Origin of the sequence: Nocardia lijiangensis NBRC 108240, assembly GCF_001613045.1 — a bacterium.
GTDB classification, from domain to species: Bacteria; Actinomycetota; Actinomycetes; order Mycobacteriales; family Mycobacteriaceae; genus Nocardia; species Nocardia lijiangensis.
In genome coordinates this window covers 1-22,053 of record NZ_BDBP01000048.1, presented here as the reverse complement: position 1 = coordinate 22,053, position 22,053 = coordinate 1, and the positions used below count along the sequence as shown (strand labels likewise).

Genomic DNA, 22,053 nt, shown 5'->3' with positions numbered 1-22,053 from the left:
GGTTGGGGTGGGGGCGAGGGGTGGCGGGGTTCAGCGCCAGCGTTCCGGGGTGACCGGGGAGTCCCAGGCGCGCGCATAGCGGCGGGTGTCGGTGGCGTTGGGTTGTTTGTGGCGGTAGACGATGTAGGGGCGGGTGAGGTAGCCGATGGGGGCGCTGAACATGTGGACCAGGCGGGTGTAGGGCCACAGGCCAACCAGAACGAGGACGACCAGTCCGTGGAGCTGGAATGGCCATGGGGTGTCGACCATCAGCTCCGGTTGCGGGTTCAGGGTGAACAGGCTGCGGAACCAGGGGGAGACGGTTTCGCGGTAGTTGTAGGTGCCGAACAGCAGGTTGGCGCCCCAGGTGTTCGTCAGGCCGGTGACCAGCGCGGCGGTGAGCAGGGCGTACATCAGCTTGTCGTTGGCGGTGGTTGCTTTGCGTACCGCGGTCACCGTGAACCGGCGGTACAGCAGAATGCCGACACCGGCCAGCACGGAGAGTCCCGCCGCGGAACCGGCGCCGACGGCGATCAGGTGATAGGTGTGATCACTGATGCCGACGGCCGCGGTCCACGACTCGGGGATCAGCACGCCGAGCACATGCCCGAAGAACACCCCGAGCATGCCGAAGTGGAACAGCGGGCTACCCAGCCGCAGCAGCCTGCTCTCGTAGATCTGCGAAGACCGGGTGGTCCAGCCGAACTGGTCGTTGCGGTAGCGCCAGATGTGCCCGAGCACGAACGAGGTGAACGCGATGTACGGCAGGATCAGCCACAATTCGACGGGCAGGTGCGGGACGGCGTTCATCGACGGCCTTCCGATTGAGCGAACATCGTGGGGTCCATGGCGAAGGGATCCAGCCCGACCTCTTCCTCCGGCGGACCTTCGGCCGCGAGCTCGGCGATGCGCCGCCGATCGGCCGTGGTGAGCGGCGGCAGCGTCGCCACCACCGCGGCAAGCGCCCCGGCGTACGGAGAATTACTGTCGGACAACGAGAGTCGCAGCAGCTCGAGCACCGGAAGGTGTTCGCCGAGCAGGCGCTCGCCGCCGACCGGGTCCACCGTCGCGGCGAATTCGAGCAGCACGGGCAGGTGGTCGGGCAGTTCCTGATCGCCCAGCTCCACCCCGGCGTGCCGGTAGGCGTGCTTGAAACGCAGCAGCGCCATGCCCCGCTTGCGGGTGTCGCCGTAGGCGTAGAAGGTCAGGTGCAGGCTGGCGCGCCTCCGCATGTCGAAGATCGCCACGTAGTCGGCGGCCAGGTCGATCGGCGACGTCGTGCGCAGGTGAGTCACCAGACCGGCCAGGTGCGGGCGCACCTCGTCGGGCAATTGCTCTGCCGCACTGGAGAGTTGGTCGATCATGGCGAGCGTGTCCCGGCTCGGGTAGTCCAGCAGCAGCGCGGCGAGCCGCCACACCAGGCGGCGGTCGCGCTCCGACATCCGCACGACGGGCTCGGGCCGTCGCCGCAGCTTCAGCAGACTCATCGTGACGCCCCGCTCGGCGTCGCGGACGCGTCGGCGGACGAACCGGTCCCGGCAGCGCCGTTGCTGCCGTTCACGGCCCCTCCCGCAGCAGCGCCGTTGCTGCCGCTCGCATCTGCGCCGTTGGCCGCCGCGCCGTTGGTCCCGGCGCCGTTCGACTCAGCCCCATTCGAACCGGCCCCGTTGCTGGACGGAATCAGACCCGTGGTGCTCTTCCCATCCCAGTTGAGCAGATTGATCCGGTTCGACTTCTCCTCCGGCGCAGCGCCATTGGTGTCGGTCAGATTGAACTTCTCCACCATCTGGTCGAACGCCGTCATGCCCGGCCCGCCGTCGGTGTCCAGACTGCACCCGGTGGCCAGCGAATCCAGTTCGTGCGCCCGCGAAGTCGCACCCTGCGGGATCACGTAGCGGTGCTCGTACTTCGCGATGGCCAGCAGCCGGTAGAGCGCCTCGATCTCCTCGGGCTCCAGCCGCACCGAGGGCGCGATCGAGGGATCCGGTTCCTCGCCGAGGTTCACCGACCGCATGAAAGACCGCATGGCCGCGAGCCTTTGCAGCGAAGCCCGCACCGGGCCCAGCTCACCCGCGGTGAACAGCTCGGCCAGATACTCCACCGGAATGCGCAGCGCGTCGATGGCGCCGAACAGGTTCGCGTGGTTCTCCCCGTCGTGCCCGGTCTCGGTGAGCACGTCCACCACCGGCGACAGCGGCGGCACGTACCAGACCATCGGCATGGTGCGGTATTCCGGGTGCAGCGGCAGCGCGATCTGGTAGTCCACGATCAGCTTGTAGACCGGCGAATCCTGGGCCGCCTGAATCCATTCCGGCGAGATGCCGGCCCGCTCGGCCTCCGCGATGACTCGCGGGTCGTGCGGGTTGAGGAAGACGCCGAGCTGCGAGGGGTACAGATCCTTGGTGTCGGTGACCGAAGCCGCCTCGAGCACCTTGTCCGCGTCGTAGAGCATGACGCCGATGTAGCGCAGCCGCCCGACGCAGGTCTCCGAGCACACGGTCGGCATGCCGACTTCCACACGCGGGTAGCAGAAGGTGCATTTCTCCGCCTTGCCCGTCTTGTGGTTGAAGTAGATCTTCTTGTACGGGCAGCCGGTGATGCACTGCCGCCAGCCGCGGCACTTGTCCTGGTCGACGAGCACGATGCCGTCCTCGGCGCGCTTGTAGATCGCGCCGGAGGGGCAGGACGCCGCGCACGACGGGTTCAGGCAGTGCTCGCAGATGCGCGGCAGGTAGAACATGAAGGTCTCTTCGAACTCCAGTTTCACCTTGTCCGACAGGCGGTTCAGCAGCGGGTCCTTGCCCACCTGCTCGGGACCGGAGCCGAGGTCGTCGTCCCAGTTCGCGCCCCACGTGACCTGCGTGTCCTCGCCGGTGATCAGCGATTTCGGCCGCGCCACCGGCGTGGTGTCGATGGCGGGGGAGGACAACAGGTTGTCGTAGTCGTAGCTCCACGGGTCGTAGTAGTCCGACACGGTGGGCAGGTCCGGGTTGGCGAAGATGTTGAGCAGCCGCTTCATTCGCGAACCGGACTTCAGGGTCAGCTTGCCGCGCTTGGTGAGCGTCCAGCCGCCCTTCCACTTCTCCTGGTCCTGGTACTGGCGCGGATAGCCCTGTCCGGGACGGGTTTCCACGTTGTTGAACCAGACGTACTCGGTGCCGCCGCGGTTGGTCCACGCCTGCTTGCAGGTGACGCTGCAGGTGTGGCAGCCGATGCACTTGTCCAGGTTCATCACCATGGCGAGCTGAGCCATGACACGCATATCAGTACTCCACCTTCTGCGACCGCTTGCGAATGGTCGTCACCTCGTCGCGCTGATTACCGGTGGGGCCGTGGTAGTTCAGCGCGAAGGACTGTTGGGCGTACCCGCCGATGAGATGCGAGGGCTTGATCATGATCCGGGTGAGGGCGTTGTGGATGCCGCCGCGCTTGCCGCGCGCGTCGTTCACCTCGGGGGTGCCCTCGATGCGCGGCACGTCCACCGCGCGGTCCTGGGCGTGGTACATGAACACGGTGCCCTCCGGCATGCGGTGCGAGACGATGGCGCGGGCGACCACGATGCCGTTGCGGTTGATCGCCTCGATCCAATCGTTGTCGGCCACACCGATCTTCGCGGCGTCCTTGTCCGACATCCAGATCGACTGACCGCCGCGCGAGAGCGTGAGCATGTGCAGGTTGTCCTGGTAGGCGGAGTGGATCGACCACTTCGAGTGTGGCGTCAGATACCGCACGGTGACGCCCTTCTCGGTCACCGAGCCCACGCCGGGCTCGCTGAACAGCGCGGTCATGTCCAGCGGCGGACGGAAGATCGGCAGCTGCTCGCCGAGCTCGATCATCCAGTCGTGGTCGAGGTAGAAGTGCTGGCGACCGGTGAGGGTGTGCCAGGGCTTGAGTCGTTCGGTGTTGATGGTGAACGGCGAGTACCTGCGCCCGCCGGTCTCGCTGCCCGACCATTCCGGCGAGGTGATCACCGGCACCGGCCGAGCTTGGGTGTCGGCGAAGGTGATTCGCTTGCCTTCGTGCTCGGCGGCCAGGTCGGCCATCTTGGTGCCCGTGCGGCGCTCCAGCGCCTCGAAGCCCTCGACGGCGAGGCGGCCGTTGGTGGTGCCGGAGAGCGCCAGAATGGCCTCGGCGGCGTGGGTGTCCTTGGCCAGCGACGGGCGACCCTGCGCCACGCCCGAGACCACGGTGCCGTTCATCCCGGCCAGGTACTCGACCTCTTGGTCGGGATAGGTCGTGACGCCCTTGGTGGTGAGGCCGAGGGTGTCGACCAGCGGTCCGAGCGCGGCCATCTTCTCGGCCACCTTCGGGTAGTCCCGCTCGACCACGACGAGCTTCGGCATGGTCTTGCCCGGAATCGGCTCGCACTCACCGGCTTTCCAGTCCAGCACGCGTCCGCCCGCCTGCGCCAGAGCATCGGGCGAGTCGTGCTGCAACGGCACCGCGACGATGTCCTTGCGCTTGCCCAGGTGCTTCTCGGCCATCCAGGAGAAGCCGCGGGCGATCCGGTGGAACGCCTCGAAATCGGTCTTGGCCTCCCACGGCGGGGAGATGGCCGGGGAGAAGGCGTGCACGAACGGGTGCATGTCGGTGGAGGAGAGATCGTGCTTCTCGTACCAGGTCGCCGCGGGCAGCACGATGTCGGAGAACAGTGTGGTGCTCGTCATCCGGAAGTCCAGGGAGAGCAGCAGATCCAGCTTTCCGGACGGCGCCTCGTCGCGCCAGACCAGCTCCTGCGGCCGCACGCCGGTCGCATCGGTGGTCTGCAGGTTGGAGTCCGCGCCGAGCAGGTGCTTGTGGAAGTACTCGTTGCCCTTACCGGAGGAGCCGAGCAGGTTCGCGCGCCAGACGGTCAGGCAGCGCGGGAAGTTCTCCGGGTCGTCCGGGTCCTCGCAGGCGAAGCGCAGTTCTTCCGACTTCAGCCCGGCCACCACGTGGTCGGCCGGGGTGGCGCCCGCGGCCTCGGCCTCGTCGACGAGGTCGAGCGGGTTGCGGTTGAAGGTCGGGTAGCTCGGCATCCAGCCGAGCCTGCTGGCCAGCGCGATGTTGTCGGCCGCGGTGCGGCCGGCGAACGCGCCCTTGCCGAGTGGCGAGGCGAACGACTGCGCGGTGAACGGGTCGTAGCGCCACTGATCGTTGGTCAGGTACCAGAACACGGTGCCCTGCATCTGGCGCGGCGGACGCTGCCAGTCCAGACCGAAAGCCAGTGTGGCCCAACCGGTCACCGGACGGCACTTCTCCTGCCCGACGTAATGCGCCCAGCCGCCGCCGTTCACGCCCTGGCAGCCGGTGAGCAGCGTGAGAGTGAAGAAGGCGCGGTAGATCTGGTCGGAGTGGAACCAGTGGTTGGTGCCCGCGCCCATCAGGATCATCGAGCGTCCGCCGGAACGATCGGCGTTGTCGGCGAATTCGCGCGCGATGCGCTCGGCCTGCTTGGCCGGGACACCGGTGATGGTCTCCTGCCAGGCGGGGGTGTACGGGGTGGACGCGTCGTCGTATCCCGTCGGCCATTCGCCGGGGAGTCCGTCGCGCCCGACGCCGTACTGCGCGAGCAGCAGATCGAACACGGTCGTCACGCGCTTGCCCGCGACGGTGATCGTGGGCACGCCGCGCAGCAGCACGCCCGCCTTGTCGGTGTCGAAGCGCGGCAGCCGCACCGCGACGGGCTGATTGCCCTCCGCGCCGTACAGACTCAGCAGCGGGTCGACGTCGCCCAGGTCCAGGTTCCACTTGCCCGCGTCGCCCTCGGCGAAGCGGTGGCCGAGGGAACCGTTGGGCACCACGGGATTTCCGGCGTCGTCCAGCAGCACGGGCTTGTGCTCCGCGCCCTCGACGTTCTCGCCGAGATCGGCGGCGGTGAGGAACTTGCCCGCCAGCGCGCCGTCGTGGTGGTAGACGCCCTCGGCGTCCCAGCCTTCCGGATCGTCCAGGCAGACCAGGTACGGCAGATCGGTGTAGCGCTTGACGTAGTCCAGGAACCGCGGGGTGTCGCGCTGGAGGAAGAACTCCTTCAGGATCACGTGACCCATCGACATGGCAAGCGCCGCATCGGTTCCCGGCCGCGCGGGCACCCACTCGTCGGCGAACTTGGTGTTGTCGGCGTAGTCGGGGGAGACCACGACCACCTTCTGGCCGCGGTAGCGGGCCTCGGTCATATAGTGCGCGTCCGGGGTCCTGGTAACGGGCACGTTGGAGCCCCACATGATGAGGTAGCCCGCGTCGAACCAGTCGGCCGATTCCGGCACGTCGGTCTGGTCGCCGAACACCTGCGGCGAGGCCACCGGCAGGTCGGCGTACCAGTCGTAGAACGACAGCATCGATCCGCCGAGCATCGAGATGAACCGAGCGCCGACCGCGTGGCTGACCATCGACATGGCCGGAATGGGCGAGAAGCCCGCGACCCGGTCGGGTCCGTAGCGCTTGATGGTGTGCACGTGCGCGGCCGCGGCGATCTCGGCGGCCTCCCACCACTCGGCGCGCACGAAACCACCCTTACCGCGGGCGGACTTGTAGCGCTTGGCCTTCTCCGGGTCCTCCACGATGGACTCCCAGGCCAGCACGGGATCCTTGAGCCGTTCCTTGGCCTCGCGGTACAGCTCGAGCAGGGTGCCGCGCACATACGGGTAGCGCACCCGCGCGGGGGAGTAGGTGTACCAGGAGAAGGACGCGCCGCGCGGACAGCCGCGCGGTTCGTACTCGGGCTTGTCCGCGCCGACCGAGGGGTAGTCGGTCTGCTGCGATTCCCAGGTGATCACGCCGTCCTTGACGTAGATCTTCCAGGAGCACGAGCCGGTGCAGTTCACGCCATGGGTGGAGCGGACCACCTTGTCGTGCGCCCAGCGGTCGCGGTAGAAGTCGTCGGCCTCGCGGCCGCCGACCTTGTGCAGGCTGCGCTGGTCCGCGGAGATCTCGCCGCGCTGAAAGTACTTGCCCAGCCGGAGCAATGCGTCACCGGCGTCGGAGGAATGCGGGCCCGCCGGATCGGAGGGTGTCGAAACATGAGTGCGTGAGTTAACCACGACGCCCCCTTCGAGCTGTGAAATCGGGCTGTTGCACCGACTGTAAGGAGGTGAAGACGCGCGGCCAAACGATTCTCTCACAGCGCTCGGAGGGCGCCGGTGAGTTGTGAGGTCGCCGCAACGTGCCGGTCACTGGGCGGTAGCGGTCGACCGCCGATGACATTCACGTGACCTGGGCCGATTTGGGCTGACCGGCCGAAATGCGGGAGTGGGCGGACGTATCGGGGCCTTGTCGGTGAAGCTTTGGAAACCGGGGGTTCTCGGGCGGTTTACAATCGTTAACACAACGCGGCGGGTTCGACGGGGCCGAATTGTGGTGCCGCCCACTACCCACGTGGCTACCATGTCGACCCCTGATTCGTCCAGACTCGCGTGGTTCGCCGATAGTTTGCCGCCGAATCGGCGGTGGTCCAGGGTGCGGTGATTACGCTGCGCGTATGCAGTGATTCGAGGCCTGCATCGAGACCGCGCGGGGCGTTCATCGCGATGCCCGACGTGGTGACAGCGCTTGGTGGCGGAGGACGGATTCCGGTCCCGGCCACTTTCGACGGCATCAAGTGCACCGGCTCGATCGTGTCGATGGTCGGCGGCCCGTGCCTCGGCATGCTGAAGGCGACCCGCGAGCGGCTCGGCAAGGGGCCTGGCGACACCGTTGTGGTCACCGTGCGCCGCGACACCGCCGAGCGGACGGCCGAGATGCCTGAGGAACCGGCGGCCGCCATGGCCGCGGCGGGCGCGCGGACGGCTGTCGGCGTGATCGAGTCGGCCGAACGCCCGCGGACGCGCGCGCGGCGGATCGACGAGGCGGTCGCTGCAACCGGATGAAGCGCAGGCTCGTGCGGCGATTCTTTCCGGCCTCGGCCGCCTTTCCGGTCCGGGAAATCGGGGTTGCTCGAATGTTCGTGGGTGGTAGTGACTTTTCGGGGGTGAAAACCGACCGGTTGGAAAAATTGCCGACTCGCTCGCGTGGGCGCTCGATTGGGCAACTCGCCGATCCGAGGAACCAGTGGACGACACTGTGAATGGTAGTGCTGGAGGTCGATTTTCGCAGCCATGAAGATTGCTGAAATGTAGCCATGACACGAAGCTTGTACAGAATATAAAGAACGGATATCAGTTAATGTCGTCCGCTGTAGGTAACAGCCTGGATCAATGACGATTGGAGCCATGGACAACCCCCTGGTGGACGCGGTGCAGTCGACTCGGAAGATTCGACACCGCTGCCGCCCGGAAGTAGCCAACCGGTTGATACATCTACGGTTTCATAGGAGCGAATAGCTGTGTCACGCAAGTCGACCGAAGCCAGCCCAGGAGATCTGCTGCGACCGCCCACCTTCGGCGGGCTGTTGCGCAGATTCCGCGACGACCGGCGGGTATCCAGGGAAAAGCTGGCATTCGCAGCGGGGGTGAGTTCCAGCTATATCACCCACCTGGAGGGCGGTGACCGAGCGCACCCGACCAAAGCGGTGGTCGAGGCGCTCATCGGATATCTGCACCGGGTCGCGCCGCTCTCCGACGCCGAGCGCAGGCACCTGTTCGACCTGGCAGGGCTGTCCGAGGCCTCGGCGCCGACGGTCGCTCAGTTGCGCGCCGAGATCACCGAGGACATGCGCAGCGGTCTCGAGGTGCACGAGCCGAACGCGGCGGGCTACCTGGACACCCGGTGGAACGTCCTGTCCTGCAATGCGGCCTACGCGGCGGCCTTCCCCGGCCTGGTGGAGGACGTGAACATCCTGCGGTGGTTCTTCGGCAACGAGATGTCCAAGCGGGTGATGGTCGACTGGGAGCGCGAGGCCGCGCTAACCGTGGACTGGCTGCGCGGACTCATCGGGCAGTCCGGCGGCGGCGACTGGTCCACCGAATTGCTCGCCGAACTCGGTCGGTATCCGGAATTCCGCAGGATGTGGGCGTCGGGTGGAACCGCGTACGGCAGGGAAAGCCCGCAAATGCGGCTGCGCGATATCGAAACGGGCGAGCACTTCAGCCTGGACGTGCAGCTGTTCCGGGTGGATTCCGGGAGCCACCCGGGCCGGATTCAATTCTTCCTCGGCATCCGCACGCCGCAGCCTGCGCCGCCGAGCATCGCCCGACGGGCCGCGGTCAGCGGCTCCCACGGCGCTCGATCGCCCGTAAACCCCTAGCGGCAGGGGACTTTCGGGGAGCGCGCGTCGCGCCGCAGCGCGTCGCGCGCGATCGCCGATGCCTCGGTGGGGCGTCTCGCCGGTGCGTCATGGGGACCACTCCTGCGCGAAATCGACTGGGGCGAAACCTGATCGGGCGAAGGCCGGGAGCGGGAGGTGCCGTTCGGGTTACGCTGTCGAAATGTGTTGCGGGGTATATGCCGTGCCTCTTCGCGAGAACCGGCTCTACGGTACTTCCACTGGTCGGTGTAGGTACCTCACAGGGTGCGCGGGAAGTTCCACTTCTCCTGGACAACGGTCAAGGAAACGTATTTGATCCGTTTATCGGCGAGGTCGGGAATTAGTTGCGACACTGTGCAGCGATCTCGAACGACAACGGATTGCGCGAACATTGCGGGGAGTAGTGCTCATGGTTGGTGACATCGGTTTGGTACCGCATATCTCGTTGGCTGCCGCCGCGAACTGTGCGAACGGCACATTCGCGGTCTGCGGCGACGAGGGCCGCGCGCTGTGGTACGGGCCGTTTCTGGACGGCGACGCCGACAATCCGCACGGCGATCGTTTCGCTGGGGCGATGGCCGCCGCGAACAGGGCGGTGTGGCTGGCCGGACGAGTGCGCGCGGACGCGGGCCACGCGGAGGCCACCCTGCGCCTCACCGTGACCGAACCGGACATCGACACCGTCACCCTGGCCTGCGCCGCATCCATCTCCGGCCTCGTGCTGGATCTGGTCTGCTCGGAAGACAATCCGGCCCTGGATTGGTGCCGGCTCTTCGGCAGCCTGGACTGGAACCCGGGAGCGCTGGTCAGTCTGGTCGACACCGAAGCCTCCGACCCGAGATTCGGCAGACATCTACGTGCAGTCGACACCCATACGAACAACGACATCGAGGAAAGGTTGTCCATGATCCGCAATGCAGGAGACATCGGTCCGATCGGCGGGAAGCAAGCGGTGGATCACGGCGTGGAACTGCGCGCGGCGCTCGAGGCGCTGCTGCTGCACGACGCCATCGGCCTCGACGCCAAGATGCGGCACGCGATCGCCGCCGCGGTGCATCTCGCGGTGGACACGCCGCACGGCCCGCCGGAGGACGCCGACGAGTTCCTCGGTCGCCTGGACGCGGCCTGGCTGCTGGCCGCCTGGGACGGGCACGACACCGAGATGTCGCTCATCGCCACGCTGGCCGCGGGTGAGGTGCCCACGCTGTCCTGGTGCGAGCTGATGTTCACCACCGCGCTGGCGCCGTGGTCGACCAGCCCCGTCGCGGTGCACGCGCGCCGGGTCTTCGCCACGGTTCAGCACGGACGCATAGGCGCCGTGCGTCCGCAGGTGCGAGTGTCCGGAGCCTGACACCGGCGCGCCCGACCGGTCCGGGCGGCAGGGCCCGGAATCGGGCGATCAGGTCGGAACGATCTCCGCGAACGAGCCGATCCACCGATGCGGCGGGCGCGGGGGATTCGGTTCGCCCGGCCGGTGCACACCGACGGCCGACCATCCCGCCGCGACGGCCGCGTCGAGTTCCTCCGGGTGGTCCGAGAGGAAGAGGATCTCGGCCGCGGGCACGCCGATCGCGCTCGCGATCTTGTCGTAGGACGCGGCTTCGCGCTTCGGCCCCGCGGTGGACAGATCGAAATACCCGCTGATCAACGAGCCGAGCTCGCCCCCGCGCGCGAAGTCGAACCAATCGCGCTGATTGCGCACCGAACCCGACGAGTACACGTACAGCGTCAGCCCCGCGGCCTTCCAGTCCGCCAGCGCGGGCGCGACGTCGGGGAAGAATTCGCCGTGCAGCGCACCGGTGCGGAAGCCCTCGTGACAGATGAGTCCCTGCGCGGTCTTCAGCGGCTCGGCCTTCACGTCCGAGCCCAGCCAGCCGCGCAGGATCTCGGCCACCTCGGCGGCGTCCGCATCCGGGCGTCCGGCCAGTTCCCTGGCGCCGGCGAGCACCGGCGCGGCCGCATCGGCGCTGTGGTCGGCCAGCCACTGCGGCAACCGATCCCGGGTGTAGCCGTAGAGGTCCTCGCGCACGGAACTGGTCGGGCTGGTGGTGCCCTCGATATCGAGGACGATCGCGCCGGTCACGAGGCGGTGAGCAGTTCGTCGAGGGTGGGGAAGCCCTCGCTGATCCGGTCGCCGGTGAAGTCGCCGATCCAGCCGTCCTCCTCTTCGAAGAAGCGGATGGCGATGAAATCGGGGTGCGTCCCCATGTCGAACCAGTGCAGCGTGCCCGCGGGAACCGAGAGCAGGTCGCCGCCCTCGCAGACCACCGCAAGCACCTCCTCGCCCAAGTGCAGGTAGAAGCAGCCGCGCCCCGAAGCGAAGTAGCGCACCTCGTCCTCGGCGTGCCGATGTTCGTTCAGAAACTTCTCGCGGGCGCCCTTGGCGATCGCGGGCCACTCGGGGTTCGCGTCGTCGGGGTGGATGCGCGCGATATCGATGTGCTTGTAGCGACCGGAGGCGTTCAGCTCGGCGACCTGGTCGGTGTAGTGGGCAAGCAGGTCGTCCGAGGACGTCGCGGTGGCGTCGTCGAGTACCGGCCAGCGGTCGAACGTGATGCCGTGCGCGGCGAGTTCGGCGGCGATCACGGTGTCGTCGGTGGTCCGCACCCGCACGTCGGCGGCGTTGTCGGCGGCCATCACCTGGAGCAGGGTCATGTCAGTCCAATCTCGAGTGGCTCGGCGGGGGTGGCGAAGGCATGCCTGCGGCCGGTGCGAATCATCAGTTCGCACAAGGCCTCCAGGCATTCGGCTCGATCGCGTGCCTGGGAGAGATTCTCCCCCCAGGTGGTGATGCCGTGCCCGGCGATGCACAACACCGGTGGGGCGGTGGGATTGTCGCGCAGATGGCGTTCGATGTCGGCGCCGATGCGTGGGACGTCGCGCCAATTGGGGAACACCGGAATGTCGATCGCCGCCGGGTCGGCGGAACCGAGTCCCTTGATGAGTTCGAAGCCGGTGATGCGCAGGGTGGTTTCCCGCTCGGCCGCGCCCGCTTCGGTCGCCAGCGCGGTCGCGTACGGCGAGTGCACGTGGACGACGGCCGCGGCATTCGTGGTGCGATACACCGCGGTGTGAATGGTGGTCTCGGCGGAGGGTTTCCGCCGCTGCCCCGGCAGCGGTGCGGAGTCCTCGATGGACACCGTCACCATGTCCTGGGGCGTCAGCTCGCCTTTCGACAGCCCGCTGCCGGTGACCACCGCGGTCGCGCCCGCGCGCACCGAGAGGTTGCCCGCGGTGCCCGGCATCCAGCCGCGCCCGTAGAGTTCCTTCGCGATGGTGGCGAGCTCGGCTCCGGACGCCGAATCCGATTCTCCCGCTACACCGTTCGTGCCGTACACCACGCCGTTCTCGGTGACGACCGCGGTGACCAGCTCGCTCGGCGTCACGTCGAAGGCCGGGTTGAACACCTCGGTCTGCGCGGGAGCCGTTGCGACACCGCCGAATCCGGTCACCTCGGCCGCGGCTCGCTCCTCCACGACGATGTCGTGGCCGGTGGCCGTGTTCGGGTCCCTCGTCGATTCCGGCGCCACCACGATGAACGGAATGCCGTGCCGGTGGGCGGCGAGGGCGACGGCGTAGGTGCCGATCTTGTTGGCCACGTCGCCGTTGGCGGTGACCCGGTCCGCGCCGACCAGCACGCAGTCGACCTGGCCGGTGGCCATCGCCCACGCGGCGGCCGAATCGATGGTCAGCCGGTGCGGAATGCCCGCCTCGGCCAGCTCCCACGCCGTCAGCCGCGCACCCTGCAGCAGCGGGCGGGTCTCGTCGACCAGCACGTTCTCGATCGCGCCGCGCTCGGCGAGCACCCGCAGCGCGCCGATCGCGGTGCCGAACGCGCTGGTCGCCAGTCGGCCGGTGTTGCAGTGGGTCAGCACCCGCAGCGGCCGGTCCTCGCACAGCCGCTGCACCAGGTCGGCGGCGTGCGTGGCGGCGGCCCGGTTGACGCGGCCGTCCTCGGCCAGCATGTCCAGGGTCTCCGCGAGCACCGCGTCGGCGCCCGCCGGGATGCGGGTGCGGACCAGCTCCACGGCCCACGCCAGATTCACCGCGGTCGGCCGCGCCGCGGCGATGCGGTCGGCCTCGTCCTGCACCCGCGCCTCGTCGACGACGCCGTCGACGGTGTGCGCGGCGGTCGCGACGACCACGCCGAACGCGCCCGCGATCCCGATGGCTGGCGCGCCGCGAATGGCCAGTGTCTTGATGGCGTCGATGATCTCGTCCACCGTGCCGAGGCGCAGCTCCCGCACCTCGTGCGGCAGCCCGCGCTGGTCGATGGTGACCAGCGCACCGTCGTCCCAGACCAGGGAACTGTCGTCCATCAGGCGCATCCTTTTGTCGCGAAGAACTGCATTCTGCCTGGTAAACGGTATCCGACCGGCCTCGGCGGCCGACACCCGGCTCAGCGCTGCGCGGCCTCCGCGCGCAGCTTCGCGGCCCGCTCGCGCGGGTCGTACTCCGGCCCGACGCCCTCGATGAGCACCAGGTCGCCGTCGATGTGATCGGCTCGCAGGCGCAGGATCGCCTGGTACTCGGGCGAGTGGTACCAAGCCCGTGCCTGCGCCAGATCCGGGAACTCGATCAGCACCATGCTGCCGGGCCACTCGCCTTCCACCACCTCGGCGGGTGGTCCGTGAATCACGAACCGGCCCTCGAACGGGTCCAGGGTGGCCTGGATGCGTTCCAGGTACTCCAAGATCTCCGGGTGCGGACGGCGGCTGCGCAGGTGGGCAAAGCCATACGCGGACATGATCGGTCCCTTCGAGGCGGCGGGCCGCTGCGTGGCGAGCGGTGCGCCGAACGTATCGCTGCCCGCGCCGCCCGTCGATTACCCGCGAGGTAATGCTCGGGCGTGAAAGATCCGTTGGTATGGAATTTTTCATTCGGCGACGAATTCCGCCTCGCGCTCGACGGCGTCGATGGCCGGGCGCGGCACGCGGATCGGGCCTGGCGTATAGGTGACCGCGCGCAGGTCGCCGGTGTAGCGGAACGCGCCGCGGCGCTCGCGCAGGTCCAAGGACACCGGGCCGCGCGCGTCCACTCCGACAGAGATGCCGGTCCACGGGGACATGCCGACCAGCTGCACCCGGTCGGTCAGCTCGGCAGCCGGGCCGCCCGGGATCTCGACGCGGAAATCCCAGCGCAGCCGTGGGCGCACGGCGGCGCGGACGGTGATCCGTTCGGTGCCGGGCGCGAGCGGTTCGGTGGCGGTCTCGGCGTAGTCGCCATAGCTGTTGACGCCGAGCACCACCCGGCCGTTCTCGATGAACACCACATAGCCGCCCAGCGGGTCGCCGTGCGCCACCAGCACACCCTCGTCGTCGAGCCGATAACCGCCCAGCTCGACGGTGATCTCGAAGTCGCGGTAGGCGATCAGACGCTGGGACCGGTAGCGCTCCAGCGTCGGAGTGCCCGCCAGCAGGCGAACCGGGGCCGCGAAGCGGGTTTCCTCGGGGCGTCGCGCGGCCAGGTCCTGGCGGGTAAGCAGTGGGAAAACCGTATTGGCCCAAGCGGATTCGTCCCAGGCCGTGGCCAGCTCGGCGGCCTTGTCCGGATATCGCGCGGAAAGATCGTGCAGCTCGGTCGGATCGGCGCGCACGTCGAACAGCTGCCAGCGCGGCGCATCGATGTCGGCGCCGGGTTCGTGCAACGACAACAGTTTCCAGCCGTCCCGGTAGAAGCCGCGGTGCCCGGTCATCTCCGAGTACTGCTCGGTGTGCCGCGCCGGCGCCAGCGGATCGCGCAACAGTTCGGCGGCCGAAACGCCGTCGAAGTCCTTGGCGGGCAGGCCGTTGCGCACGCTGGGCCGGGTCAGCCCGGCCAGCTCCAGCAGCGTCGGCGCCAGATCGGTGACGTAGGCGTACTCGTGGCGGATGCCGTCGTCCCCCGCGGCGCGCGGCAGCCCCTCGGGCCACGAGACGAGCAGCGGCACCCGCACGCCGCCCGCGAACGTCTGCCCCTTGTAGAACCGGAACGGCGTATTGGAGGCCTGGCCCCAGCCGCGCGGATAGTGCACGCCGAGCCGCTCGGTGCCGATCAGCTCCTCGTCGTGCGGCACGTCGCCGATCCAGTCGGGATCGTCGATGTGCGCGAACGAGGCGAAATAGCTTCGGGTGCCCTCGGGTCCGCCCTCGGCGGTGCCACCGTTGTCGGAGGTGAACACCACGATGGTGTTGTCTGCTTCGCCAAGCTGCTCCAGGGTGTCGAGGATGCGGCCCACGCTCTGATCGATGCTGTCGACCATCGCGGCGTAGACCTCCATGTACCTGGCGTACCTGCGGCGCTCGTCGTCGGTGAGTGAATCCCATTCGGCCGCTTCGTAACCCGGCTCGGTATTGCGCGGCTTCTGCTGAGTACCCGGCGGGAAGAGGCCGTGGGCCAGCTGAGCGGCGAACCGGCTCCGGCGCAGTTCGTCCCAGCCCGCGGTGTAGCGGCCGCGGTACTTGGCCAGGTCCGCGGGCTTGGCCTGTAGCGGTCCGTGCATGGCGACGTGCGCGAAGTAGAGGAAGAACGGTTTGTTCGCGTCGTGCGCGCGGAGGTCCTTGATGTAGCCGATCGCCTTGTCGGTCAGATCGTCGGTGAGGTAATAGCCCTCCGGGTATTCCTCGACATCCACCACCGAGCTGTCGGAGACCAGCTGGTTCGGGTAGTAGAAGGAGTTCAGCCCCTCCAGCGAACCGTAGTACCGGTCGAAACCGCGCTGGGTCGGCCACGAGTCGCGGTGCGCGGCCGGGTTCATCGTGGCGTCGCGCACCAGATGCCACTTGCCTACCGCATAGGTGGCGTAACCGTTGTGGCGCAGGATCTCCGGAAGCGTGAGCACGTCGTCGGCGAGTTCCAGCCGCAGTCCCGGGTAGCCGGGGTCGGCGTTGGCGACGAAGCCGAAACCGGCCCGGTGCGCGTTGATTCCGGTCAACAGCGAGGCGCGCGACGGCGAGCAGAGCGGCGTGGTGTGGTAGTTGGTGAGGCGTACGCCGTTGGCGGCCAGCCGATCCAGCGTCGGCGTCTCGATCTCGGAGCCGAACGGACCGATGTCGCTGTATCCCATGTCGTCGACCAGCACCACGACGATGTTGGGCGCGCCCTCCGGTGCGGCGGGCGGGTAGGTCCACTCGGGTGCCGAGCCGGCAGCGGTGCGGCCGACGGTGCCGCCGAAGGATTCGTAACCGCGCGCAGCGGGTGGAACAGCCATCTTTTCAGTAGACGACCGGAAAGGTATGTCTCACCAGGGTTTGGCGCGCGGTGCGCGGAACCCGTGCTGCCCACGGTCGCCGGGATTACCGTCGGCGCCTTTGCGCCGGTCCGGCGCCGGAATTGGAAGCTGGTGCAAAGAAAACTGCGTCTGCCGGTTCCGCAGAAACCGGCAGACGCAGTTCGGAGTCATTCAGTTTTGGCCGTGCCGGCGATCCCGGTCGCGCTGATCGTCCATGCGCTCGTTGGGATTCGGCCCTGATCGGCCCATGCCCTGCTCCTGGCGCTGCTGTTGCTGTTGCTGCTGCCTCGGCATCTGCTTGGGCATTTTCTTAGGCGTTTTCTTCGACTTTTCAGCCATCTCCACTCGGTCCTTTCCGAAGTGATTCTGATTCGCCTAACGACAATCACCATAGCGAGCAGGAATCAATCGGGGAAGGGAAAAGTGGAAATATGTAGAGCCGCCCCGGTCGGCGGCCGTTTTTCAGAGCGGCAGAAGGAGGAATTCCACGGAAACCCCGTCGGACGCCTCGGCGGGCACCACGACGAGGCCGTCGCGGTCGACGAGGCCGCCCAGATGGGCGGTGCGCACGGTCGGGTCGCCGATCCAGCCGCCGGTGGGCGCGATGCGCGCCGGAACGATGCGCGGGACCGGTCCCGACACGTCGGCGGCATTGTGCAGCGGGCCGGACGGCGTGCGGGCCGGGTGCGCTCCGGTGCGTCCCTCGACGATGGCGGGCGCGAGCGCCAGCAGTGTCGCGACGGCCGCAAACGGATTTCCCGGAAGACCCAGAATAGTTGTGCCGCCCGGTGTTTCGGCGACGATGGTGGACCCGCCCGGACGCAGTCGCAGACGGGGGACCAGCACGCGGGCCTCGGCGCGCGTGATCGCGCCGCGGAGCTGATCGGCCGCGCCGCCGCCCGTCGCGCCGACGATGACGAGCAGATCGCAGTCGGCGGCGGCGGCGAGGACTTCGTCGAAGCCGTTGGGGGTGTCACGCAGATGCACCCGGTCGACCGTGCGGATGCCCGACCCGGCGAGCAGGTCGGGCAGGATCGGGCCGATCGAGTCCCTGGTCTGTCCCGCGCGCAACGGGCCCTCGCTGCGGATCTCGTCGCCGGTCATCACGATGCGCGCGCGGACAGGACCGCGCACCGCGGCCTCGGTGACCTCCACGCTGGCGGCCGCCGAGATCAGCGCGGCGGTCACCGGGGTGCCCTCCGGCGCAACCAGATCGCCGGGACTGCGGTCCTCGCCCCTGCGGCGGATGTCGTCACGGATCGGCGTGTCGGGTAGCCGGTGCAGGGTTCCGTCGGCGCCGACCCGCACGAACTCGTCACGGACCACGGTGGTGGTGCCGTCGGGCACGTGCGCGCCGGTGGCGATGCGCACCGCCTCGCCGGGCAACAGCCCGACCGGGCGCTGGCCGCCCGCGAAGCCGATGTCGCGCCGCAGCCGCCACGGCCCGTCCCCGGCGACGGCATACCCGTCCATCGCGGACACGTCGAAGCGGGGCAGCGCCTCCGCCGCGGTGAGCGGTGCTGCCAAGGCCGCGCCGCGCACGCTCGGCAGGTCCGTCCGGTAGATGGTGAGCCGGGTGAGGTTGTCGCGCAGCGTGTTTCGCGCCTCATCGAGCGTCAGCGGCGTGGTGTCCGCGGCGCGTGCCCGCGCCTTGCGGACCTCGTCCTCGGTGTCGCAGTCGGCGATCCCGGCCAGGCAGACGATCGCGGTGTCGGCGGGCACCAGCGCCTTCATCGGCTGGTTGATCAGCGAATCCAGCTCGGCGAGTGCGGCATTGAGCGCGGAGCGGCGCCACACGCCGATCAGATACTGCGGGCGGCCGGACTCGTCGGCGGCGAACACCGCCTCGGCGCCGGATTCGGCTTCGTGCCTGAGCAATTCGTTGATGGCCGCGGGCGTCAGGAACGGCATGTCCGCGGCGAGCACCACCACCAGCGGCGCCGTGGAACCGGCCAGCGCGCGCAGCCCGGCATCGATCGCGGCGACCGGGCCCGAGCCCGGCGGCACCTCGCGAACCTGCCGGATCTCCGGCTTCAGCTCGGGGCGGTGCGGCCCGACCACGACGGTGTGCCCGCGTCCCGCGACCGCGCTGAGCGCCGCGTCCAGCATCGACCGGCCGCCGATCACGATCGCGGGTTTGTCCACACCGCCCATGCGGCTGGCCCGCCCGCCCGCGAGCACGATCGCGTCGGCTGCCGTCACCGGATTGGCTCCGAACCGAGGTACACCATGTCCGAAATGCTAATTCGGGCGCGGGGTGGACGGTAAAGGCAGGCCGTCGGCGGCGTGATCCCGCCCCTCAGACCCGGGACAGGTGGGGCGATCGGCGCAGCAGGCAGAACTCGTTGGCCTCGGGGTCGGCGAGCACGGTGCCCGGCATGCCGCCGATCGCGCCCGCGTCGACCGGGACGGCGCCCGCCGCCCGCAACCGCGCCACCTCGTGCGCGGGATCGTCGGTGGGGAACGCCGCGAGATCGAGGTGCAGCCGGTTGCGTCCGCGCTTCGCCTCCGGGGTGCGGACGAACTCCAGCCAGGATCCGAGACCCGTCGCGGAACGCAGACCGGTTACCTGGGCGTCGGAGTGTGTGATCGGCCAGCCCGAGGCGGTCGACCAGAACTCCGCCAGCCGTGCGGGCTGCTGGGTGTCCACCACGATGGCCGCCACCGCGCCGGTGTCCACGTACTGCTCCCGCGGTTCCAGCACGCAGAACTCGTTGCCCTCGGGATCGGCGAGCACCACCCACGGCACGCCGCCCTGGCCGATGTCGACGCGCCGCGCGCCGAGCACGAGCGCCCGGTCCACCTGGACGCGCTGATGGTCCAGCGAACGGCTGGCCAGGTCGAGGTGTAGACGATTCTTGCCGCTCTTCGCGGTGTGCGTCGGCAGGAACGTCAGCGCGATGTCCAGGCCGTCGGGGTCGGGCGCGGCGACATCGACCTGGTCGGCCCTGTCGACCGTCACCGCCCAGCCGAGCAGCTGCGCCCAGAACTTCGCGACGATGCGCGGCCGCTGCGCGGCGAACACGACACACGCCAGGCGGGTGGACATGATTCCACGTTAACGCCTTGGTGGATCCGGAAGTTCGGGAAACCGGAAACGCGCTGCGCGCAGATCCACCCGGCCGTCCCTGATCGGCACGCCTTCGGCCGCGAGCAGCCGCAGCTGGCGGTCGGCCAGGTGCGCGGCGGGCTTGCCGCCCGCGCCGAGCACGCGGTGCCACGGCAGATCGGCGGCATCGGTGCGCATGATCCAGCCGACCGTCCGCGGGGTGGAGAGCCCGACCGCGGCGGCGATGTCGCCGTAGGTGGCGACCTTGCCTGCCGGAATGCCTGCGACGAGTTCGCGGACCCGTTCGATATCGGCGTCGGAGGTCGGCACCGGACCAATGTGCACTGCCGGACAGGGTCCGTCAACAGCACCCGCACGGCCGGGGCCGGGGAACTCCTACAGGGCCGCGCGGATCAGGGCCGCGGTCTCGGCCGGACGCGCCTGGGCCACCATGTGGTCGCAGTCGAATTCGTGCACCGTCAGCCGCGGCCCGAGATGCGCGGTGAGCGCGGCGCGGAACTCGGCCGTCACGAACGGCGGCTGTACCTTCATCGCCTGCACCAGCACGGTCGGCAGGTCGGCCGGCGGCAGCACGAACGCGCGGGCCAGCTGGCCCCAGTAGGAGATGACGGCGGGCAGGCTCAGCCGCCAGCCGACCCGGCCGTGTTCGGTGGGCGTCAGGTGCTCGGCGAGCTCGGCCTCGAGCAGCCGGGGTTCGACGTCGTGCCAGGCGCTGGCAAGTTTGTCCCGGCGCGCGTGGTCGAGATCGGCGTAGTCGGGGTGCGCGATGGTGCGGGCCGCGATGTCGGAGAGCAGGCTCGCGTCCTCCGCGATCGCGGGATCGAGCAGGACGAGCCCGCGCACCAGTTCCGGATGGCGGGCGGCCAGGTGCACGCCGACCGCGCCGCCGAAGGAATGGCCGACCACCAGCACCGGCCCGTCGGCCTCGGCGGCGAGCAACTCGACGAGATCGGCGACGATGGTCTCGAAATCCCACGGCGGCAGCGCCGTCGACCGGCCGTGTCCGCGCAGGTCCGGCGCCACGACGCGGACATCGGGAAGATGCTCGGCGGCCAGCCCGGCCCAGCGGTGGCCGTGCCCGGTCAGCCCGTGCAGGGCGAGCACGGCCGGTCCCTCGGCGGGACCGAAGCGGTGAACGTGGAGAGTTGACACCCGGCCATTCTGTCGGGTGTGGCGGCAGGTCCGCTCGGAAGGGCCGCGACCGCGGCGTGACGTGGACAACGTCCGGCCGGAGCGGGCCCACGGCGTGTCGCACCCGTCTGTTGCAATAGCCGACGTGGTGCGATCGGATAGCGCGGTGCGACTTGTTCGCCGGAACGCGGCGGCGCCCCGAGCGCGACTCTGGGGGGCCGAGGTGCGCCCGCTGCTAGAGGCGATGGCGGGTGCCGGTCCCGCGCGCCCGGGATGGCGGCCGTGGCAGGTGCTCGGCGGGCCGGGGACCGGCAAGACCGCGCTGCTGACCGATCTCGCGGCCGCACGCCTCGGTGCCGGAGCGGATCCGGAATCGGTGCTGCTCCTCACCCATTCGAAGCAGGCGGCGGCCGCCGTGCGCGACGCCATCACCGCGCGACTGAGTGGAACCGGCCCCGACGCCGAGGGCGGCGTGCCCGGCGCCACCAGGGAGCCGCTGGTGCGCACCCTGCACTCCTACGCGTTCGCCGTGCTGCGCAGGCACGCGGCCGTGCACGGCAACCCGCCGCCGCGTTTGCTGACCGGTGCCGAACAGGATGCCGTGCTGCGCGAGATGCTGCGCGGCGACCTCGCCGACATCGCCGGCGGCGCGACCGGTCTGTGGCCGGAGCGGTTGCAGCCCGCGCTGGGTCTCGCCGGGTTCGCCGAGCAGTTGCGCAACCTCATGCTCCGGGCCACCGAACGCGGTGTCGGCCCGGAGGATCTGGTGGCGCTCGGCCGCGAGCACGGTAAGCCGGAGTGGGTGGCGGCGGGCCGCTTCGCGGAACGCTACGAGCAGGCCATGCTGCTGCGCTGGTCGGTCGGCGTCGAGGCGCCGGAGGCCACCGCGCCGGCGCTGGACGCCGCGGAACTGATCGGCGCGGCCTTGGACGCGCTGGCCGCCGACGCGAATCTGCTTGCCTCTGAACGGTCCAGGATCGATTACCTGCTGGTCGACGACGCGCAGCACCTCGATCCGCAGGCCGCGACCCTGGTCCGCGTCATAGGGGCGGCGGCGCACTGCGCGGTCGTCGCGGGTGATCCGGACCAGGGTGTCTTCGCCTTCCGCGGCGCCGATCCGCGGTTCGCCGCCGATCCCGGCGCACCGGACGACCGGCGAATCGTGTTGCGGCACAACCACCGATCCGGCGCCCAGGTGCAGCTGGCCGTCGCGCGGGTCGCGGCCAGGTTGCCGGGTAGTGCGCCACAACGGTTTCCGCTGCCCGACCGCGCGGCGCGACTGGAGGACGACGGCGCCGCGGTCCGTGTCCGCGTGCTCGCCACGCCCGCCAAGGAGGCCGCGCTGATCGCCGACCATTTGCGGCGCGCCCACCTGACCGGCGGGGTGCCCTGGTCGGAGATGGCGGTGATCGTCCGCTCGGTGCCGCTCTCGCTCGCGCCCTTGCGGCGCGCGCTGCTGGCGGCGGGCGTGCCGGTGCGGCAGCCCGCGCTGGACGTGCCGCT

18 protein-coding genes are annotated in these 22,053 nt (G+C 69.3%); 4 read left to right on the top strand and 14 right to left on the bottom strand.

What is annotated here, in order from left to right; all coding sequences use genetic code 11:
* Positions 1 to 30 precede the first annotated feature (30 nt).
* The 4 genes from narI to NL1_RS18835 are packed head-to-tail and all read right to left on the bottom strand — an operon-like array spanning position 31 to position 6,998.
* Entirely contained in the window at positions 31 to 789 is a 759-nt protein-coding gene (narI, locus tag NL1_RS18850; RefSeq protein ID WP_067841129.1) for a respiratory nitrate reductase subunit gamma, read from the bottom strand.
* Positions 786 to 1,466 carry a nitrate reductase molybdenum cofactor assembly chaperone gene (gene narJ / locus NL1_RS18845; protein WP_067841128.1) on the bottom strand — a complete coding sequence of 227 codons (681 nt, stop codon included), beginning with the start codon at positions 1,464 to 1,466 and terminating at the stop codon, positions 786 to 788. The genes narI and narJ overlap by 4 nt, the downstream gene beginning before the upstream one ends.
* A complete protein-coding gene (gene narH / locus NL1_RS18840; RefSeq protein ID WP_067841126.1) occupies positions 1,463 to 3,241 on the bottom strand; it encodes a nitrate reductase subunit beta in 1,779 nt (592 codons plus the stop codon). Before narH ends, narJ begins: the two co-directional genes overlap by 4 nt.
* A 1-nt stretch (position 3,242) precedes the next feature.
* On the bottom strand, positions 3,243 to 6,998 hold the full coding sequence (locus NL1_RS18835; RefSeq protein ID WP_067841124.1) for a nitrate reductase subunit alpha: 3,756 nt from the start codon (positions 6,996 to 6,998) through the stop codon (positions 3,243 to 3,245).
* 420 nt (positions 6,999 to 7,418) lie between these two features.
* On the opposite strand from NL1_RS18835, the gene NL1_RS18830 reads away from it, so the two are divergent.
* The 3 genes from NL1_RS18830 to NL1_RS18820 all read left to right on the top strand — a co-directional run bounded on the left by NL1_RS18830 (position 7,419) and on the right by NL1_RS18820 (position 10,490).
* Complete coding sequence (locus tag NL1_RS18830; protein ID WP_373862573.1) at positions 7,419 to 7,823, top strand: DUF1905 domain-containing protein; 405 nt, start codon at positions 7,419 to 7,421, stop codon at positions 7,821 to 7,823.
* A gap of 455 nt (positions 7,824 to 8,278) precedes the next feature.
* Positions 8,279 to 9,139 (top strand): helix-turn-helix transcriptional regulator, encoded by an 861-nt coding sequence (locus tag NL1_RS18825; protein WP_084510739.1) that lies wholly within the window; start codon positions 8,279 to 8,281, stop codon positions 9,137 to 9,139.
* Between the two features lie 409 nt (positions 9,140 to 9,548).
* On the top strand, positions 9,549 to 10,490 hold the full coding sequence (locus NL1_RS18820) for a hypothetical protein (protein ID WP_067841194.1): 942 nt from the start codon (positions 9,549 to 9,551) through the stop codon (positions 10,488 to 10,490).
* A 48-nt stretch (positions 10,491 to 10,538) separates the two neighbouring features.
* Here NL1_RS18820 and mtnC read toward each other — a convergent pair whose 3' ends face one another.
* The 10 genes from mtnC to NL1_RS18775 form a co-directional block, all read right to left on the bottom strand.
* A complete protein-coding gene (mtnC, locus tag NL1_RS18815; RefSeq protein ID WP_067841123.1) occupies positions 10,539 to 11,222 on the bottom strand; it encodes an acireductone synthase in 684 nt (227 codons plus the stop codon).
* Complete coding sequence (locus NL1_RS18810) at positions 11,219 to 11,794, bottom strand: 1,2-dihydroxy-3-keto-5-methylthiopentene dioxygenase (RefSeq protein WP_067841121.1); 576 nt, start codon at positions 11,792 to 11,794, stop codon at positions 11,219 to 11,221. The genes mtnC and NL1_RS18810 overlap by 4 nt, the downstream gene beginning before the upstream one ends.
* On the bottom strand, positions 11,791 to 13,458 hold the full coding sequence (locus NL1_RS18805) for a bifunctional S-methyl-5-thioribose-1-phosphate isomerase/methylthioribulose 1-phosphate dehydratase (protein WP_067841192.1): 1,668 nt from the start codon (positions 13,456 to 13,458) through the stop codon (positions 11,791 to 11,793). The genes NL1_RS18810 and NL1_RS18805 overlap by 4 nt, the downstream gene beginning before the upstream one ends.
* 80 nt (positions 13,459 to 13,538) lie before the next feature.
* A complete protein-coding gene (locus NL1_RS18800) occupies positions 13,539 to 13,886 on the bottom strand; it encodes a DUF1330 domain-containing protein (protein ID WP_067841119.1) in 348 nt (115 codons plus the stop codon).
* 129 nt (positions 13,887 to 14,015) lie between these two features.
* The gene (locus tag NL1_RS18795) at positions 14,016 to 16,328 is read right to left on the bottom strand and encodes an arylsulfatase (RefSeq protein WP_067841118.1); all 2,313 of its coding nucleotides are present in this window, start codon (positions 16,326 to 16,328) and stop codon (positions 14,016 to 14,018) included.
* A gap of 192 nt (positions 16,329 to 16,520) precedes the next feature.
* Positions 16,521 to 16,688 (bottom strand): hypothetical protein, encoded by a 168-nt coding sequence (locus tag NL1_RS37710; protein WP_156094935.1) that lies wholly within the window; start codon positions 16,686 to 16,688, stop codon positions 16,521 to 16,523.
* 123 nt (positions 16,689 to 16,811) lie between these two features.
* Positions 16,812 to 18,551 carry an NTP transferase domain-containing protein gene (locus NL1_RS18790; RefSeq protein ID WP_084510738.1) on the bottom strand — a complete coding sequence of 580 codons (1,740 nt, stop codon included), beginning with the start codon at positions 18,549 to 18,551 and terminating at the stop codon, positions 16,812 to 16,814.
* Between the two features lie 97 nt (positions 18,552 to 18,648).
* Entirely contained in the window at positions 18,649 to 19,398 is a 750-nt protein-coding gene (locus tag NL1_RS18785) for a VOC family protein (RefSeq protein WP_067841116.1), read from the bottom strand.
* Between the two features lie 9 nt (positions 19,399 to 19,407).
* A complete protein-coding gene (locus NL1_RS18780; protein WP_067841189.1) occupies positions 19,408 to 19,728 on the bottom strand; it encodes an MGMT family protein in 321 nt (106 codons plus the stop codon).
* Between the two features lie 66 nt (positions 19,729 to 19,794).
* Positions 19,795 to 20,571 (bottom strand): alpha/beta fold hydrolase, encoded by a 777-nt coding sequence (locus NL1_RS18775; RefSeq protein WP_067841115.1) that lies wholly within the window; start codon positions 20,569 to 20,571, stop codon positions 19,795 to 19,797.
* Positions 20,572 to 20,773: 202 nt separating this feature from the next.
* On the opposite strand from NL1_RS18775, the gene NL1_RS18770 reads away from it, so the two are divergent.
* A partial coding sequence (locus NL1_RS18770) for a UvrD-helicase domain-containing protein (RefSeq protein ID WP_373862572.1) occupies positions 20,774 to 22,053 on the top strand: 1,280 nt, incomplete at its 3' end.